The sequence below is a fragment of the Gilliamella sp. CG22 genome (assembly GCF_046635725.1).
In the GTDB taxonomy this organism is placed as follows: domain Bacteria; phylum Pseudomonadota; class Gammaproteobacteria; order Enterobacterales; family Orbaceae; genus Gilliamella; species Gilliamella apicola_I.
In genome coordinates this window covers 105,029-123,882 of sequence record NZ_JBIDFK010000003.1, presented here as the reverse complement: position 1 = coordinate 123,882, position 18,854 = coordinate 105,029, and the positions used below count along the sequence as shown (strand labels likewise).

Genomic DNA, 18,854 nt, shown 5'->3' with positions numbered 1-18,854 from the left:
TTTCACAATTAGACTTTTTAAATATTGACCTCTATTGTAAGTAAAAATAACAATTAAATCCATCCACGTTCAGCAAATGAGACATATTCACCTTTACCAATTACAATATGATCAATAATACGGATATCGATTAATTCACAAACTTGATCCAACTTGCGCGTTAAATTCCGATCTGCTTGGCTTGGTTCTGCTAAACCAGAAGGGTGATTGTGGGCTAAAATTAAAGAGGCAGCATTATATTGTAATGCTTTTCTGGCTACTTCTCTGGGATGAACTTCTACACAGTTATAAGTACCAATAAACATTTCTTCAGATGTAATGACGTGATTTTGATTGTCCAGAAAAATAACCATGAAGATTTCACGATCTTTGTTAGCTAAGCGACTAGCTAAATAATGGTGAGTTAACGAAGGTGAAGTGAGATAATTTTCATTTGTCATTTTTACTTTCAAATATCGGTGCGATAATTCAACGACAGCTTTGAGCTGAGTATATTTAACGGTACCTAATCCATGTTTTTTACAAAACTGCTCATGAGTAGCGTTCATTAAATGATAAAATGAGCCAAATTCATTTAATAAATTTTGAGCTAGTTCTAAAACAGGTAATTTTCGTGTACCTGTCCGTAAAAATAGCGCAAGCAGTTCTGCATCACTTAGCATTTCAACACCAAATTGTAAAAGTTTTTCTCTCGGCATCAGTTTTGGACATGAAGGATGCATAGTATTTGTATTCCACTCATAAAAAAACTAATTATTCTTAGAAAATTGGCTTAAAAGAATTGAAAATTGAGAAAACTGTGAACTGTTTCTCAAAAAAATGAATAATATTTCACATGATGACAAAAAAGCGCTATCAAGCGCTTTTTTGTAAATTAATATGATGACTTAATGGCAACCGCAGCTTCCATGACCGCCACCACAACAACCACTATCTTCTTCATCTTCATGATCGTGTCCGCCACAGCCACAACCACCATGCCCATGTTCGTGACCATGTTCACTATGGATATGTCCATGCGCAATTTCTTCTTCTGTTGCTTCACGAATAGCTAATACTTCAACATTAAATTTTAAATCTTGTCCCGCTAACATGTGATTTCCGTCAATTGTCACAGTATCCCCATCAATTGCGGTAATTTCAACGGGTAAAGCGCCATGGTCGGTATCTGCAAAAAAGCGCATGCCAACTTCAAGTTCATCAACCCCGACAAATACATCACGTGGCACATTTTGCACCAGTGCATCATTAAAATCACCGTAAGCATTGATAAGTTCAACATCAAATTTATCACCAACTTGATGGCCTTCTAGTGCATTTTCAAGCTCTTGTAATAAATTACCCGCACCTTGTAAATATTCTAGAGGTGCAACAGTTGTTGCTTCGTCAACCAAAACCCCGTCTTTAGTGCGAACTTGGTATGCCAAACTGACTACTGTATTTTTTGCTATTTTCATTTTTTCTCCAACAAACTTGTATTGAGCAAACATCTTAAGATTTTAACGGAAAATGAAGGATAAGTATTCATAATTTTTATTTTTGACTAAAACTGACCAATGAAATGATAAAAGATCATGAAATGAATAATGATTAACATCGTGTTAGTGTTAACACGATAAAAACAGTCGATAAAGAATTCTTACAAGAAAGGTGTGGAACTTACGATATATCTGAATAGATTCAAAAATTAAAGGATGAAATCAAATGAATGTATGGACTGCCCTTTTTAATCCTAAAAAATTAGAAAATAGACGAATAAAAAAGGCATCAATATTGATGCCCTTTTTTTATTTTTTAAATAATACCCATTATTTAAGTTCTAACTCGTTCATTGCAGCAATGCTAAATCCACCGTCAACATGCACAACTTCACCCGTAATACCCGATGCTAAGTTTGAACATAAAAATGCCGCAGAATTACCCACGTCTTCAATTGTAACTGTACGACGAATTGGCGTAACCGATTCACAATGTGATAGCATTTTTTTGAAATCTTTAATGCCTGATGCAGCAAGAGTACGAATTGGACCTGCAGAGATAGCATTCACACGAATTCCTTCTGGACCCATAGCATTTGCCATATAACGTACGTTTGCTTCTAAAGATGCTTTAGCAAGACCCATTACATTATAGTTAGGGATCGCTCGTTCAGCACCTAGATAAGAAAGGGTCACTAACGCTGAATTTGGATTCAACATCGAACGACATGCTTTAGCCATTGCAACAAAGCTATAAGAACTAATGTCGTGAGCGATAGCAAAACCTTCACGCGTGACGGCATTAACATAGTCACCATCTAATTGATCGCCAGGCGCAAAAGCAATAGCATGGACAAAACCGTCAAATTTATCCCATGTTTTTGCCAGTTCTGTAAATAGGTTAGTAATACTATCATCGTGAGCAACATCACAAGGTAACACGATTTTAGAACCAAAGTCAGCCGCAAATTCTTCAACGCGTGCTTTTAATTTATCACTTTGATAAGTGAATGCTAATTCTGCACCCTCACGATGCATTGCTTGTGCAATACCATAAGCAATAGAACGATTACTTGCAACACCGGTAACGAGTATGCGTTTACCTGTTAAAAATCCCATAAAGTTTTCCTCTATTATTTTACTATACAGTCTAGGATGATGAAGATTATATGTTGATAAAGTCAACTTCGCTACTATAAATTTACTTTTAATGATTTTGTTTTGGTTGCTGAGTTACCAACAAAACGTTGTTTATCTCATCAATAATTGACTATAATAGTCAACTATTAATTTAGTTAACTCGTGATAAAATTTTGAAAAACCTAATTTGTTATAAAACATTACCTGTTTGGAATGCTAAATCATTACCTCAATCATTTTGTGAAAAACATAATACGCAAGTTGGCACTTGGGCTAAGCTCAATATCCTAGTGGGCAGTATCGATTTTGAGATATTATCTGAACAAGGGGAAATCATATCGCAACATCATTATGATGTTTCTCACCAGCCACCCTTTATTTTGCCTCAGCAATGGCATCGTATCGCTCAGGTATCTGAAAATTTACAATGCCAACTATCATTTTACTGTTTACCAGAAGACTATACTTTTAAAAAGTATCAAATGACCAAAACACATTCTGAAGTGCTAGCGGCAAGCAAAATTATCCCGTTAGGAAAGGTATTGGATTTAGGCTGTGGTTCGGGACGCAATTCGCTCTATTTACAGCTACTTGGTTTTGATGTGAATGCAGTTGATAAATCCGAATTAAGTATTGGTAATTTAAATCAAATCATCAATGATGAAAACCTAAAGCACATTAATGCAAAAGTATATGATATCAATCAAGCAAATTTAGAGGGTGAGTATGATTTTGTTCTTTCAACGGTTGTCATGATGTTTTTACAACCTGAAAAAATCCCTAAAATTATTGATAATATGCAAAAATTGACTAAATCGGGTGGTTATAATCTTATTGTAAGCGCTATGTCTACTTCTGATTATCCTTGTTCTGTGGGTTTTTCATTTACGTTTAAAGAAAATGAATTGCGGGAATATTATCAGGATTGGGAAATACTGAAATATAACGAAAATGTTGGAGAATTACATAAAACCGATAGTCATGGTAATCGAATTAAATTGAGATTTGCGACTTTGCTGGCTAAAAAAAGATAATCATTACAGGATGATTCATCCTGTAATTTTTTACATTGATTAATTAGTTGGTACTTAGTTTTTCACCAACAACGAACCAAGCTTTGCGAGAGTTTAATAAATCTTGAGCTGACATCGGTTTTTTTCCGGCAGGTTGTAGCAGTGTCATATTTAATGCACCATCGCTTGTTGCAATGCATATCCCTTTTTTGTCTGCTTGTAAAATAGTACCGACTGGTTGATTGTGGTGAGTGGATACCACTTCTGCTTGCCATACTTTCACTGGTTCGCCATTAACTTCAAAATAACTAACAGGCCAAGGATTAAAGGCGCGAACACAACGTTCAAGTTGCTGTGCCGATAAATTCCAATCAAGTTTAGCTTCTTGTTTAGATAATTTTTCAGCGTAAGTGACCTGTGATGGATCCTGTTTTTCAGGTTGGATTTTCCCTTCAGCAATGAGTGTTAAAGTATCAAGTAGTCCTTGTGGACCTAATTGCGCCAGTTTGTTATATAACGTTGTACTTGTATCAGAAGGTTCAATTGGACAGGTGAGTTTATATAACATATCACCCGTATCAAGCCCAGCATCCATTTGCATAATTGTGATACCGGTTAAAGTATCTCCAGCCCAACAAGCGCGTTGAATAGGAGCTGCGCCTCGCCATCTTGGTAATAATGAACCATGCACATTTAAACAACCTAGTTTAGGCATATCAAGCACAGCTTGCGGTAAAATAAGACCATATGCCACCACAATCATAATGTCGGCATTTAGCTCCGCAATGATTTTTTGATTTTCTTCCGTTTTGAGTGTTGCCGGTTGATAAACAGGAAGATGATTTTCAATTGCTAATTGTTTAACCGGACTTGCGGTTAATTTATTACCACGTCCGGCAGGGCGATCGGGCTGAGTAAAAACCGCAATGACATTATGTTTAGCATCAATTAATGCTTTTAAATGGGTTGCGGCAAAGTCAGGAGTACCAGCAAAAATAATATTTAATGGCTTGGCTGTTTGTGGCATATGTCTATAATCCATCATCAAAAAACTCGGATAATTATAACTTAATTTTCATTAAGAATCTTTAATCAAAAAGAATCGATATGTTGGTTTTATCAAACTGATGATGAATTAATAATTAAAAAGGAAAAAATATAGGTACTAATGCAATATTCACCGCCATAACGAGAAAGGTTAAAGGTACACCGACTTTTACAAAGTCACTAAAGCTGTAACCACCTGGCGCAACGACCATGGTTTTTACCGGCGAAGAGACCGGCGTGATAAAGGAAGCAGAGGTCGCTATAGCCACAGTCATTGCAAACGGATAAGGTGAATAACCAAATTTTATTGCCAGATCAATTGCAAGAGGGGCAATGAGTATTGCTGTAGCCGTATTAGAAATAAAGAGACCAACAGTTGAACATAATAAGAAAATGAAGGTCAGCACCATATACGGACTGAAAGAACGTAAATGAATTTCTAACCATGCCGATATGAGCGAAATGCCGCCGGTTTTATTCAGTGCTAAAGCAAACGGCATCATACCGATGATCAAAATGAGTGTTGGCCAGTGTATCGATTTATAAGCACTATTCATGTCGATGCAGCGTGTTGCTCCCATTAAAAGACAAGCTATTAGGGCAGCTACGACATTAGGAACAAGCCCCGTTACCATCAATATAATCATAATGGTCAAATTAATTAATGCTGCAAATGCTTGAGAACTTGCAGGTGCAACATCATCAATATCCGACGGATAATCTAAAACAACAAAATCATTGGTACGAGTTTGTAATTTTTGAATCGATCCCCAATCCCCACATACCAGTAAAGTATCACTCATTTCTAAACGTTCTTGGAATAAGTTATTGGTATCAACAGGGGCATGATTACGCCAAATTCCAATTACGGTTAAAAAGTATTTTTCTCTAAAATCGATTTCATTGAGTGTTTTGCCACAAAGTGACGATTCAGGTAATAGCGCCACTTCTGCCATGCCAACTTCTTTCACTTGTTCCGAAAAATATTCACCTCGTAAAACTTTAGGTTCAAGATTATTGGTCGATAAAAATGTTCGATAATCGGCTTCGGAGTGGGACATATCTAATAATAAAATATCGTTTTCCCGAAATTCTGTTGCCCCATTTACGGGGATTAATACTTTTTGAAATTTTCGCCAACGTTCAATACCAATAACATTGACACCGTGTTCACTTCGTAAATGTAGACCATCAATCGTACGACCAACAAAAGGCGAGCCTGGTAATATTTGTGCACGATGTGCCCGACCAATTAATTTATAGTCTCTGATTAAATCTGTGATTTTTCTTCTTTGTGGCTGGGTATTTGTCGGAGAAACTTGTTGAGCTGTTAATAACCAATTGCGTGTTAATATACAATAAATGACGCCAACAACAAGCACGCCTAACCCAATAGGGGTGATAGAGAAAAAACCGAATTCGGTTAAATTTGCTCGATTTAACTCACTATTAACCACCAGATTAGGTGCGGTTGCAACCAATGTCATCATGCCACTAATTAAAGCGGCAATACACAGTGGCATCATTAATTTTTTAACATGAATACCCGTATGATTGGCAATACTGATGGCAACAGGAATAAAGATAGCGACAACGCCTGTGGAACTCATTATTGAACCCAGTAACGCCACACCGAGCATAATACAGGTAATAATTCGAACATCATTTTTTCCGGATACCTTAAGAATATATTCGCTCATTTTGAACGAAATGCCAGTACGGACTAAACTTTCACCAATGATAAACAATAATGCAATTAAAATGATATTAGGATCGCTAAACCCCGAAAACGCTTCAGCAGGCGTTAAAATACCCGTGACTGAAATAGCTGTAATGGTTAGCAATGCAATAATATCCATTCTTAATTTGCTGAATGAAAACATTAAAATTGCAATCAATAGCAATAAACAAACAGTAATAAGTGGATAATATTCGATAAAGTAATGAGGCAAAAATGCAGTTAAAGAGGTTAATAAATTTTGCCCGGATGACAAATTTTCCACAAAAAGTCACTCTATGAGAACGATTGGATTTTAACCATAATACCTTGATTTATTGTAATAGGGAATATTTTCCAAAAAAGTTTATTCTCAAAAAAATTAACGAACATTACATTTTTAACATTTTTTGCTTTTTTTTTCATAACCTATTCGCTTTATTAAAACTTAGGTGTAATTTAGTTAACTTAGATTATTTAATCTGTTAATTGTGTCTAGGAGACAGTATGTCATTAAAAAAATCAGTTGCACAAATTATTATCGAAGTCTTAGAGGAAGCTGGTGTTAAACACTGTTATGGTATTGTGGGTGATACACTCAATTATATTACCAGTGCCATTAAAAAAAGTGACATTGAGTGGGTGCATGTTCGACACGAAGAAGTTGGAGCTTTTGCAGCAGGAGCCGAGGCTTATCTGACTAATCAGCTAACTGCATGTGCAGGTTCTTGTGGGCCGGGAAGCTTACATTTTATCAATGGTATTTATGAAGCTCAGCGCAATAAAGCACCTGTTATTCTCTTAGCCAGTCAACTGGTTACCTCACAACAGGGAACAGATTTTCCGCAAGAAGTTGATTTTGAGTCTGTTTATAAAAATTGTTCTGTCTTTTGTCGTCAAATTAACGATCCTACTCAAGCAAGACAGATTACGACGGCTGCCGTTCAAGCCGCAATAAATCAACGTGGCGTTGCTGTTCTGGTTATTCCTTATAATATTAGTTTAGAAAAAGTGGAAGATAAAAGTGGGCATAAAATTTATCATCCTAATCCGATCATTCGCCCATCAGATACAGAGCTTACCCAAATTGCAGAAATCTTAAATAAAAATCAAAAAGTGGCTATTTTTGCCGGACAAGGTGCAAATGGCGCTCATGATGAATTAATAGCACTTGCCGAAAAATTGAAATCGCCCATTGTGCATACATCAAGAGGTAAGGATTTTGTCGAATACAATAACCCTTACAATGTCGGTATGACGGGCATGTTTGGCGTTGAATCAGGATTAACCGCCATTAAAGAGTGTGATGTGCTGCTAATGTTGGGCGCTGATTTTGCATGGTCTCAATTTTACCCAAATGATGCCACCATTATTCAAGTTGATATCGATGCAACTCACCTTGGTCGACGTCATCCAGTGAGTGTAGGTGTTGTCGGAAGTAGTCAACCTACTTTGGCGGCTTTAATCCCTTTAGTTGAAGAAAAACAAGATGCTGCATTTTTAGAAAAATGCCGCCAATTATATATGAAAGCAATGGATAAATTGAACAAAAAAGCCATGCCTTCAAAATCAACGATTCATCCGCAATATTTAACGGAATTAGTTGATAAATATGCTAATGATGATGCTGTTCTATGTGCTGATGTGGGTTCAGCAATGGTTTGGGCTTGTCGACACTTTAATACTAATGGAAAAAGACGCACGGTCATCAGTTTAAAACATGGCACCATGGCTAATGCTATGCCACAAGCTTTAGGCGTACAAAAAGCATTTCCTAACCGACAAGTGATAACGCTATCGGGTGATGGTGGCATTAGTATGCTATTAGGGGACTTACTGACGACTATTCAAGAACAGTTACCGATAAAAATTATTGTATTAAATAACAGCTCTCTCAACTTTGTCGAATTAGAGCAAAAAGTAGAAGGAATTGTGGATCATTACACCGATTTACACAATCCTGACTTTGCTAAAGTGGCTAGTGCAATGGGACTGTTTTCGATCAGAGTAGAAGATTCAGATTTACTTGAAGCAGCGATGCAATCATTTTTAGCACATTCTGGACCTGCCTTATTAGATGTCAAAACAAGTGCTAATGAGCTGGTTATGCCACCGGAAATTCAAGCGTCTCAAGTGATGGGAATGGCGCTATATAGCGTCAAAGCATCATTGAGTGGCAAAATGGGGGATGTTGTAAATTTATTAGTGGATAATTTTATTAAAAAATAATGTTAAATTATCTCGATTATTCTGCCGATACCATCGGCAGAATAGTTGATGATACATTACCAACTGATTAACAATCATTGCTTTGAGTGATTGTTTAGCTGTTACAGATTTTCTGTATGATACATTCGGTATCATTGACTACATCGGCTAAAGGTTGTTCGATATTAACGGTATAAACATCGTTTTCATCTTGTGATGGTTCTTCTAAAGTATCAAATTGGGATTGTAACATTCCCGTTTTTTGATAATGACCTTGACGTTCAGCTAAACGGTTTTCAATGACCTCAAACCCACCTTTTAAATAAATAAAATGAATATTTTTATTTTCGCCTCGAATAATATCTCGGTATTGTTTTTTTAACGCTGAGCAGATAATAATTGAAATAGGATTAACATTGCTCATGGCAAATACTGCATCACTAATTAAACGAAGCCACGGCATTCTATCTTCATCATCTAGAGGCATACCACTGCGCATTTTTAAAATATTGGCTTTAGGATGTAAAAAATCACCATCTAAAAAAGCGGCATCAAGATCATAAGCCACATGTTTGGCAACAGCTGATTTACCGCTTCCTGATACCCCCATTAATACAAATACCTGTTGAGTTTTTTGTGACACAAAGACCTCTTACCTTTCCGTTTTTTATCAATAATATTCTGAGTATTTTAATGATATTTTCAATATCGAGAACGCGCTTTTGTGATGAAGATCATGAACTATATTATGCCCAATCATAAATTTATCACAATCAATTTCAAATTTTACTTAAAAAATAGATTTCGATCACAAAAATAATAATTGTCATTTGCTTTTAATTTCGAAAGAAAATAATCTTTCATTATAACTTTTGATTTCGAAAGTATTATTAAAAAAATGAAGAAAGGCAATAAGGGTGATCAAAGATGAACAAATGTCAGCTCTTTATCGAAGATGATCTTCGATTTAACAATGAACAAGAAGCGCTTACTTATATTAGTGAGCAACTACAACAAAAAGGGATTGTCAAAAAAAGTCATTTAGAAGCATTGATAGAAAGGGAAAAAACATTTCCAACGGGTATTGCGCTTGATGGTTATGCGGTTGCCATTCCTCATTGTGAAGCAGAGCATGCTATATCGCCGGCTATCTTTATTGTTCGAACACTATCACCTGTTGCGTTTAATCGAGCAGATGAAGACAGTATTGTAGAGGTTTCATTAATCATTTCACTGGTCGTGACTTCACCAGAAGATCAACTCACGCTTTTAAAAGCATTATTTTCAAATTTACAAGATAAAGAGTTCTATCACTTCTTATTAAACGCACAGCAAGATCAGATAGCTGAACGATTTAATAACGTGATATTTAATTAGAAAGTTGTTTAGGAGGCATTATGAAAAAAAAGATTATTGTTGCGTGTGGTGGTGCAGTTGCAACATCAACTTTGGCTGCAGAAGAGATAAAAGAACTCTGCAAAGAAAATAATATTAAGTTAGATCTTGTTCAGTGTCGTATTAATGAAATTAATACTTTTATTGATGATGTCGATTTGATCTGTACTACAGCCAGAATGGATCAAACTTTTGGTGATATCCCGATTGTACACGGTATGCCTTTTGTTTCGGGGGTAGGGATTGATCAGCTAAAAGATAAAATATTGTCGATTCTAAAAGGATAAGTATATGTTTACCGAAATTATGCAGTACATTTTGGATCTTGGCCCTTCAGTCATGTTGCCGATTGTGATTATTCTCTTTTCATTAGTGTTAAGAATGAAAGTGGGTGATGCCTTAAAAGCTGGTATTCATATAGGCATCGGTTTTGTTGGAATCGGTTTGGTTGTGGGGTTGCTCACAAGTTCAGTTGGACCAGCAGCAAAAGCCATGGCAGAAAGATTTGATATCAGTTTGAATGTTATTGATGTTGGTTGGCCCGGCGCTGCGCCGATGACATGGGCATCACAAATTGCTTTAGTTGCAATTCCCATTGCTATAGCCGTCAATATTGTGATGTTGGTTTCTAAACTCACTCGAGTTGTTAATGTTGATATTTGGAATATTTGGCATATGACCTTTACTGGTGCACTGGTTTATATCGCATCTGGATCCTACTGGTTAGGTATCGCAGGTGTGATTGTCCATGCCATTATTGCTTATAAGCTAGGGGATTGGTTTGCCAAAGATACTAAAGAGTTTTTTGAACTTGAAGGCATTGCTGTTCCGCATGGCACATCTGCTTATTGTGGACCAATTGCGGTATTTGTTGATGCGGTGATTGAGAAAATACCTGTTATTAATAAGATTAACTTTAACGCCGTTGACATGCAAAAAAGATTTGGCGCGTTTGGCGAACCGGTCACTGTTGGATTATTTATGGGGATCTTGTTAGGAATATTAGCCGGATATGGCGTTAAAGAGACATTACAACTTGCTATTCAAACAGCCGCAGTAATGTTATTGATGCCACGCGTAATTAAACCGATTATGGATGGCTTAACACCAATATCTAAACAGGCACGTAAACATTTACAATCTAAATTTGGTGGACAAGATTTTCTTATCGGTTTAGATCCTGCTCTACTATTAGGACATTCAACCGTTGTTTCGGCAAGTTTAATTTTTATTCCTTTAAGTATTTTTATCGCCATTATATTACCGGGTAATGAGGTCTTACCCTTTGGGGATTTAGCAACGATTGGCTTCTTCATTGCGATGGGGGTAGCGATTCACCAAGGTAATTTATTTAGAATTATTCTTTCTGGTTCCATCATCATTGCTATCACACTATGGATTGCTACACAAATGATTCCACTTACGACCCAATTAGCCCTCAATGCAGGTACGATCAATTCCGATACCGGTATTTCAGTCGGTGCTATGGATCAAGGTGGATCGCCTATTACTTATATCATGGTTCAACTAGTCAATTTGAAACAACCTATTGGATTTATCGCTATTGGGATTTTCTATCTTTTCTGCTTATTTTTAACATGGAAACGAGCTCGGAAATATCAAGGTGCAACTGGGCAAAATTAAGTAAATAGAGGCGATAAACACTAAGCAATAAGTTATTGAAATGAAGTTGATTCTTATGCTTTCACTGAAATGTCAGTGAAAGCATGCATTAACAAAATTGATTATTTAAAAAGGAACATAAAATGAAAGTCATTCTAGTCAATGAAGGAGGTACGTTATCTATAAAGGATATTCCAGTACCCAAAATAATCTCACCGGATCAGATTTTAGTTAAAGTCGCTTATTCGGGATTGTGCGGCTCGGATATACCTCGAATATTTCATCATGGCGCACATTTTTACCCTATTACACTGGGGCATGAATTTAGTGGTGTTGTGACAGAATTAGGTAGCGGTGTGACCGAATTTGAAATAGGTGATTTAATCTCATGTGCCCCTTTATTGCCATGCTTTGCTTGTGATGAGTGTAAAAAACATTACTACTCACTTTGTAAGCACTATACCTTTGTTGGCTCAAGAATAACGGGGGGGTTTGCTGAGTATATTTTATTAAATAAAAAAAATGCCTTTAAATTGCCAAAAGGCGTTACACCACTTCAAGGGGCTTTTTTCGAACCAATGACAGTGGGAATGCATGCCATTTTATTAGCTGGTGGTTGCCAAGATAAAAACGTGGTCATTGTAGGCGGCGGTACAATTGGATTGCTTGCTATGCAATGCGCAAAAGCAATGGGTGCCAACACGGTAACTGTTCTTGATATTAATGACGATCGCCTTCTGCTAGCTAAACGCTTAGGCGCAGATCAGGTCTATAACTCAAAAGACCTTACAGCAGATGAAATTTATCAAGCATTATCAATCAATCGGTTTGATCAGTTGGTATTAGAAACGGCTGGATCACCGATTACCGTTAAACTCGCCATTGAGATTGCTGGCCCACGAGCTCAAATTGGTTTGGTTGGCACTTTACATAATGATCTGACGCTTTCAGAAAAAATATTTAGTTTAATTCTACGAAAAGAACTACAAATTTTAGGTAGTTGGATGAATTATTCTGCGCCATGGCCAGGCAAAGAGTGGCAACTGGTAAGCCAATTTTTTTTAGAAGGAAAAATAAAACTGGATGAACTGGTTGCCGGTATCGGTGATTTTGATTCGTTTATTGAGCAAGTTACCAGTTTAAATGGGCGAGCCATGAATGGAAAAATATTGCTCAACTGCAATTAACTATTGATTCACGTCAATCATTGAAAATGAAAACTTATCTTTTGATTTTGTTTGTTATACACTGCTGAAAAGATTTCGAAAAAGGAAATATTATGAACGCAAGTGAAAGACGCCAACAAATTATAGATATTCTTAATATGAAAGGTACGGTATTGGTCAGTGATCTGTCAGAACAGTATGGTGTTTCTGAAGTGACCATTAGAACAGACCTTAGATTATTAGAAAAACAAGGCGTGCTAAGCCGATTTCATGGTGGTGCAACTAAAATTATTGACAATGATGACATCAAATCATTTAAAGAATTGCAATTAGAAGAACGTTATCAGCGATTTATTGAAGCTAAAAAACGCATTGCAATTGAAGCAGTTAAACATGTTAAAGAAGGCGATATTATTATTTTAGATAGTGGTAGCACCACGATGTTGATAGCTGAAGAACTGGTTAAATTAAAGCATATCACTGTCATTACCAATAGTCTTACCTCTGCTTTTATTCTCTCCGACAATAGTGACATTATGTTATTTATATGTGGTGGAACACTCAGACACAAGACTCGCTCTTTTCATGGAAAAATTGCTGAGCAATCGTTAGACGGTATCTCTGCTGATATTTTATTTGTCGGCGCAGATGGAATCGATGCAAAACGAGGAATAACAACGTTTAATGAAGGTTACACCATTAGTAGTATTATGGCAAATGCCGCTAAAAAAGTCGTCGCAGTTTTAGATTCATCTAAATTTGGACGCAATGGAATCAACATCGTGTTACCGCTCAATAAATTAGACACTATCATTACGGATTCGGGTATTAATGATAGGTGTCGACAAGAATTTGAGCAGCAAGGCATCAATTTAATAGCGGTTTAAGATATTTTTCTGGTCATGGTGTACTTTTTTAAGACAATTGAGTGGAGCGAAAAACGTTATTTTCATCAATACGGTTTAAGTCTTTTTAACCAGTTGAAAATAGGTGTTAGTTTAAAGATTACGGTTGCTCAATGGTTATTTCTCACAAAGCATTAACATGTAGGTGAGAATATGATATTAACGATTACAATGAATCCTTCAGTGGATATCGCATACCCCTTAAATAAATTAATTATTGATGATATTAATCGGGTATCGAATGTAAAAAAGACAGCTGGTGGTAAAGGGCTTAACGTGACCCGAGGTATAAAATTTTCTGGTATACCTGTTTTAGCCTCTGGCATTATTGGTGGAACAACTGGTGAATACATTAAAAAGCAGTTAGATAAAGATAACATTGCTTATTGCTTTTATACAACTAAACAGGAGTCAAGAAACTGCATTGCTATTTTGCATGAAGGCAATCAAACCGAAATTTTAGAGTCAGGCCCAGAGTTGGATAATAATGATGTTGAACAATTTCTGAACCATTATGAAACCATGCTTGAGCAAGCCAAAATCATCACAATATCGGGGTCATTGCCTCAAGGTTTTCCCATCGATTTTTATGTCAAATTGATTGAACAATCTGAAAAACGTCAAATTCCGGTGTTGTTAGATTCATCAGGCAAAATGCTCTATGCAACACTGATTTCAAAACACAAACCTTATTTAATCAAGCCAAATAAAGAAGAATTACAACAAATCATTGAGATGAAGATTGATGCGGATGATACCCATTCATTAATCCAAGCACTCAACCATCCGTTATTAAGTGACATTCCGATTATTGTTATCTCATTAGGGAAAAATGGAGCGTTTGCGCGTTGCCATCATCAATATTATCAAGCCTCAATTCCCCAAATTAAGGTCATTAATCCGGTGGGTTCAGGAGATATTACTTTAGCTGGGCTGGCAGTCAGCTTGCATGAAAATGAATCGATTGAAGTGATGTTAGCTCGAGCTATGACGATGGGAATGCTCAATGCCATGGAATCACAGACAGGGTTTGTGAATATGCGTCATTACGACCACTATTATCAACAAGTGAAAATTACAAAAATTATCTAAAAATATAAGGTTAATTAGGAGTGACTTATGTATCTTATTTCTAGTCAAGAGATGTTAAAAAAAGCACAACGTGAAAAATATGCCGTACCTGCGTTTAATATACACAATCTGGAAACCATTCAAGTTGTGGTTGATACAGCTAAAAAAATGGAATCACCGGTTATACTCGCAGCAACACCGTCAACTTATCAATATGCAGGCACACCCTACTTAATTAATATTTGCAAAACCGCAGCACAAATGCTGCGCTTTCCATTTGCGTTACATTTGGATCACCACGAAAACATCAGTGATATTAAAGAAAAAATTGAGGCGGGTATTCGCTCGATTATGATTGATGCTTCACATCATCCCTATGAAGAAAATATTGAAATTGTGAAAAAAATGGTTGAATTTAGTCATCAATATAATGCAAGTGTTGAAGCCGAATTAGGCAGGCTTGGTGGGCAAGAAGATGATTTAATTGTTGAAGATAAAGAGAGTGCATTTACAGATCCGGATGCCGCCAAAGCGTATGTCGAGCGCACAGGTATCGATTCGCTGGCTGTTGCCATTGGTTCAGCTCATGGGCTCTATAAAGGTGAACCTAAACTTGATTTTGAACGATTAGCTAAAATACGCGATAAAGTTGATATTCCACTGGTATTACATGGCGCATCGGGTATCCCTGAAGTGATGGTAAAAAAATCGATTTCCTTAGGCATTTGTAAAGTGAATGTGGCAACGGAATTAAAAATTGCTTTTTCAGATGCGTTAAAGCTAGATTTTAATCATAACCCTGATGCTAACGATCCAAGACATTATATGCAACCAGCTAAATTAGCTATGGCGAAAATTGTGGAAGAAAAAATTCGCATTTGTGGAAGTGCAGGAAAATTATAATAGAAAAGTATGGGTAATTAACTTGAAATGAGCGTTAATTTATTACACTGGCAGTCACTTACTGTCAGTTATTAATGGGGGGTATGTATTGTCACTAAAAAGTGATTTTCATAGTTATAATGGTGAACTCATTTTATTTTTATGAAATGAGTGACTCACGGCTAACATCAAAATACATCGTTAGGTTTTAGGATTTGATAGAGTGTGCTTAAGTGACTTTTTAAGCACACGATCGATAAAATTAATGTTATTGGATGAGATGATTCAGCACTTGTTTAAACGTTGAAAATGAACAAAATCCATTAGCATTAATAGGACAATTTTCCATTTCTAATACGACTTTATGCGGTGGGTTTTGACGGTTTAATTGTACTAAGTCACGGATCTGGTCGGTGGATTGATAAAAATATTCAATTTTCATCAGTGCTTCGCCATTGTGATTATTACGCCATTTTTGAAAGACAATTTTCCCACCAATAGGGGTGGTTTCAAACTGCTCTGGTAACGTGTAATGCTTAATTTTAATTGTTGAAAGTAGGGAGGCTACATTGGAATCATGTCCCACTAACAGCGTAAATTTAGGATGTACTTCATTTTCTGAAAAAGCGTGATTAATATAATTAACTAATTTTGCTGACACTTGTTTTGCCACAACGGGCGATCCAAATAAAACGCTATTGTAGTGCTCTTTGATCGCAACTAATTGTTCGAATTGTTGTTTATCCTTTATTTGCCCCCAAGCAATATCATGTAAAGGCGATCCTTCATAATATTGTAAGATAAAAGCATCAGCAATGGATGTTCCCGTGCGAAGTGCGCCTGTTATGCCAGGTTCCTTGCCTTTTTCAATAATAAGCTCGGTGGGTAAATGTGCAAAATCACACTGTTTATGTGTAATACAATTGGTTGAATTAGGGTAATTTAGGATAGTCGACATGTCTTGATACGCTTTACCCAGTTTTTCATTCAGCCCTTCAATGCCTTTGGTATCGGCAGTTTGGTTAATTGAATTGATTGCGGCCTGTTTAAAGGCTGAACTATTATCATCAATGACAGGAAAAAATAGCGGATCCATGCTACCAAGCTTTTCTTTATGGATAATCGGCACAAGACAACCCGGAAAAGCACCAACTGCAAAAAACTGTCCGGTGGCAATTGTGCGTTGCAAACTATTGGTATAAATATAAACATCTTGGTCGTTTGGACAACGATCTTGATTTAATAATTTGTTATCGACTAACCATTCACTGAAATAGTGACCAAAATAGCTTTCTAATGCTCCACCACGAGTCGTTAAATAACTCGCAGGCGTATCCCATTGCGGCCATTGATTGGGCGTGACTTTACCCAACGTACTATTAGGGCTAGCTAATGGTGCTCGCAAACCATGGCGACTAAAAACAACAACTTGTTCTAATGTAAAATCGTTCACTGTTTCGATAGCTGGTACATTGAAAGATAAAACAGTTGTTAATGCTATGATTCCCTTTAATATTATCTTTTTCATCTGATCTCCTAATTTGCTTAAATCAAAACTCAATTGCTATTAATGATGAGTTATTATTCAGGCATTTTCCATATTTATTAAACTTGTTTGGGGTGAGTGATATATTGTTCGTTGAATTGATTAGATTGATAAACGATATTGCCTTTGACTAAAGTTGCAATCAATTGATTTTGTTCATTAAGAACAACCAAATTAGCGATTTTATCTGGCGCAATGCTACCCAATGTGTTGTCTATGCCTAATGCTTTGGCTGGGTAATAACTACCATGTAGCCAAGCCTTATCAAAAGAAGTATTAGTAAAGTTTGCCAAATTATTAACTGCACAATCAAGAGTTAATGTGCTACCTGCCAAGTTTCCATCATCGGTGCGAACAACATTATCTTTCATATGCACTCGCAACTGACCTAAATAATAGTCACCATTAGGCATACCCGTTGCGCGCATAGCATCGGTGATTAAAAGTAAATTTTCACCACAACACTTATGGGCAATTGCAACTGCGGCAGGGTGTACATGGTGACCATCAACAATGATTTCGGTTTGGCAGTGATCTATGCTGAGAGCTGCACCCACTACACCTGGGTTACGATGATGTAATCCTGACATGCCATTATAGCAATGCACTACGCCACTTGCGCCTGCTAAAAGTGCAGCTTTTGTTGTTTGATAATCTGCATTGGTATGCCCAATCATGACCCGAATATTTTGATGATGTAACCATTTGATAATGGCTAAAGCATTGGGATACTCGGGCGCTAAAGCGATACACTTTAATGTTCCTTCGGCTAAGGTTAGCCATTTTTCAATTGTAGCGCGATCGGGGGCTTGCAGTAATGCTTCTGGGTGGGCACCTTTATGAATAGCATTAAAAAAAGGGCCTTCCAGATAAGAACCTAACAAAGTTGCGCCTGTTACGCCTTGCTGAATGCTGTTTTTAACTTGTCGTAGTGCGGCTTCGATTTTGTCATGGCTTTCTGTCACCGTCGTTGCCAAAAAAGCACCTACCCCATGTTGGGCTAAAAAATTGCTCATGGTATTGAGTGATTCATGGGTCGCATCCATGGTATCGGCGCCCATGACACCATGAATATGCGTATCAATCAGTGCCGGTAATAGTTTGATTTGATTAGGACACGGTTTATCACTCGGTGTGATATCCGTGATGATTCCGTTTTGAATGGTGACAATGACATTATCAAGCCAGCCAACCGGTGTTAACACTTGTTTGGCGTGGATTTGCTTAAATTCCATCAGAACACTCCTCATTTTTAGGTGATTTTTTTTGGTGCTCGTGCCATAAGCTCGTTATCGCTCTTTGCCCATTTTCAATGGTTTCTTGACGAATTGTTGCTAAGTCCAGATCCTCTCGCTGTAATAATATTTCAAGTAATAATGGCAGATTAGTCCCACTTATCACTTCAATATTATTATATTGATAACTCAACATGGCGGCTAGTCGAAAAGGCGAACCACCAACAATATCTGTCAAACATATCACACCTTGACCACGATCACACTGTTTTAATGCCGTATTTAACTGTTCTGCTAATTGTTCGCTACTCATGCCATCAGGAAAATTAACGGCATTAAATTGTGTTTGTTCACCAATGATTTGTGTTGCTGCTTCAAAAAGTCCGGTAGCAAAGCTACCATGACCTGTTAATATTACGCCTAACATA

18 protein-coding genes are annotated in these 18,854 nt (G+C 36.8%); 9 read left to right on the top strand and 9 right to left on the bottom strand.

Annotated elements, in window-relative coordinates; all coding sequences use genetic code 11:
• Positions 1 to 53 precede the first annotated feature (53 nt).
• The 3 genes from radC to fabI all read right to left on the bottom strand — a co-directional run bounded on the left by radC (position 54) and on the right by fabI (position 2,597).
• Positions 54 to 722: a RadC family protein gene (gene radC / locus ACGH46_RS03785; RefSeq protein ID WP_267350315.1), complete on the bottom strand. Its 669-nt coding sequence runs from the start codon at positions 720 to 722 to the stop codon at positions 54 to 56.
• A 165-nt stretch (positions 723 to 887) separates the two neighbouring features.
• Complete coding sequence (gene slyD / locus ACGH46_RS03780; protein WP_267350317.1) at positions 888 to 1,457, bottom strand: peptidylprolyl isomerase; 570 nt, start codon at positions 1,455 to 1,457, stop codon at positions 888 to 890.
• Positions 1,458 to 1,808: 351 nt separating this feature from the next.
• Complete coding sequence (gene fabI / locus ACGH46_RS03775) at positions 1,809 to 2,597, bottom strand: enoyl-ACP reductase FabI (RefSeq protein WP_065558597.1); 789 nt, start codon at positions 2,595 to 2,597, stop codon at positions 1,809 to 1,811.
• 194 nt (positions 2,598 to 2,791) lie between these two features.
• Between fabI and tehB the strand changes: the two genes are divergently transcribed.
• The gene (gene tehB / locus ACGH46_RS03770; RefSeq protein ID WP_411604257.1) at positions 2,792 to 3,652 is read left to right on the top strand and encodes an SAM-dependent methyltransferase TehB; all 861 of its coding nucleotides are present in this window, start codon (positions 2,792 to 2,794) and stop codon (positions 3,650 to 3,652) included.
• A gap of 43 nt (positions 3,653 to 3,695) precedes the next feature.
• Here the strand turns inward: tehB and fmt are convergent, their stop codons facing one another.
• Positions 3,696 to 4,658, bottom strand: coding sequence for a methionyl-tRNA formyltransferase (fmt, locus tag ACGH46_RS03765; RefSeq protein ID WP_267358892.1), 963 nt, complete (start codon positions 4,656 to 4,658; stop codon positions 3,696 to 3,698).
• A gap of 115 nt (positions 4,659 to 4,773) precedes the next feature.
• Complete coding sequence (locus ACGH46_RS03760) at positions 4,774 to 6,630, bottom strand: SLC13 family permease (RefSeq protein ID WP_411604389.1); 1,857 nt, start codon at positions 6,628 to 6,630, stop codon at positions 4,774 to 4,776.
• Positions 6,631 to 6,902: 272 nt separating this feature from the next.
• On the opposite strand from ACGH46_RS03760, the gene ACGH46_RS03755 reads away from it, so the two are divergent.
• On the top strand, positions 6,903 to 8,624 hold the full coding sequence (locus tag ACGH46_RS03755; protein ID WP_411604254.1) for a thiamine pyrophosphate-dependent enzyme: 1,722 nt from the start codon (positions 6,903 to 6,905) through the stop codon (positions 8,622 to 8,624).
• A 94-nt stretch (positions 8,625 to 8,718) separates the two neighbouring features.
• Here ACGH46_RS03755 and ACGH46_RS03750 read toward each other — a convergent pair whose 3' ends face one another.
• Complete coding sequence (locus tag ACGH46_RS03750; RefSeq protein ID WP_411596785.1) at positions 8,719 to 9,213, bottom strand: gluconokinase, GntK/IdnK-type; 495 nt, start codon at positions 9,211 to 9,213, stop codon at positions 8,719 to 8,721.
• A gap of 317 nt (positions 9,214 to 9,530) precedes the next feature.
• Between ACGH46_RS03750 and gatA the strand changes: the two genes are divergently transcribed.
• The 7 genes from gatA to ACGH46_RS03715 all read left to right on the top strand — a co-directional run bounded on the left by gatA (position 9,531) and on the right by ACGH46_RS03715 (position 15,666).
• Entirely contained in the window at positions 9,531 to 9,980 is a 450-nt protein-coding gene (gatA, locus tag ACGH46_RS03745; protein WP_267358887.1) for a PTS galactitol transporter subunit IIA, read from the top strand.
• Between the two features lie 20 nt (positions 9,981 to 10,000).
• On the top strand, positions 10,001 to 10,285 hold the full coding sequence (gene gatB, locus ACGH46_RS03740) for a PTS galactitol transporter subunit IIB (protein WP_220216354.1): 285 nt from the start codon (positions 10,001 to 10,003) through the stop codon (positions 10,283 to 10,285).
• Positions 10,286 to 10,289: 4 nt separating this feature from the next.
• On the top strand, positions 10,290 to 11,642 hold the full coding sequence (locus ACGH46_RS03735; protein WP_220216355.1) for a PTS galactitol transporter subunit IIC: 1,353 nt from the start codon (positions 10,290 to 10,292) through the stop codon (positions 11,640 to 11,642).
• A gap of 122 nt (positions 11,643 to 11,764) precedes the next feature.
• Positions 11,765 to 12,808, top strand: coding sequence for an alcohol dehydrogenase catalytic domain-containing protein (locus ACGH46_RS03730; protein ID WP_411604251.1), 1,044 nt, complete (start codon positions 11,765 to 11,767; stop codon positions 12,806 to 12,808).
• A 92-nt stretch (positions 12,809 to 12,900) separates the two neighbouring features.
• Positions 12,901 to 13,674: a DeoR/GlpR family DNA-binding transcription regulator gene (locus ACGH46_RS03725; protein WP_411604249.1), complete on the top strand. Its 774-nt coding sequence runs from the start codon at positions 12,901 to 12,903 to the stop codon at positions 13,672 to 13,674.
• 171 nt (positions 13,675 to 13,845) lie between these two features.
• Positions 13,846 to 14,784, top strand: coding sequence for a hexose kinase (locus ACGH46_RS03720; protein WP_411604247.1), 939 nt, complete (start codon positions 13,846 to 13,848; stop codon positions 14,782 to 14,784).
• 27 nt (positions 14,785 to 14,811) lie between these two features.
• On the top strand, positions 14,812 to 15,666 hold the full coding sequence (locus tag ACGH46_RS03715; protein WP_411604245.1) for a tagatose bisphosphate family class II aldolase: 855 nt from the start codon (positions 14,812 to 14,814) through the stop codon (positions 15,664 to 15,666).
• Between the two features lie 247 nt (positions 15,667 to 15,913).
• On the opposite strand, the gene agp is transcribed toward ACGH46_RS03715, so the two are convergent.
• The 3 genes from agp to agaF form a co-directional block, all read right to left on the bottom strand.
• Positions 15,914 to 17,173 (bottom strand): bifunctional glucose-1-phosphatase/inositol phosphatase, encoded by a 1,260-nt coding sequence (gene agp / locus ACGH46_RS03710; protein WP_267379700.1) that lies wholly within the window; start codon positions 17,171 to 17,173, stop codon positions 15,914 to 15,916.
• 77 nt (positions 17,174 to 17,250) lie between these two features.
• A complete protein-coding gene (gene nagA, locus ACGH46_RS03705; protein WP_411604243.1) occupies positions 17,251 to 18,426 on the bottom strand; it encodes an N-acetylglucosamine-6-phosphate deacetylase in 1,176 nt (391 codons plus the stop codon).
• On the bottom strand, positions 18,416 to 18,853 hold the full coding sequence (gene agaF, locus ACGH46_RS03700) for a PTS galactosamine/N-acetylgalactosamine transporter subunit IIA (protein ID WP_220216362.1): 438 nt from the start codon (positions 18,851 to 18,853) through the stop codon (positions 18,416 to 18,418). The genes nagA and agaF overlap by 11 nt, the downstream gene beginning before the upstream one ends.
• Position 18,854: the final 1 nt, after the last annotated feature.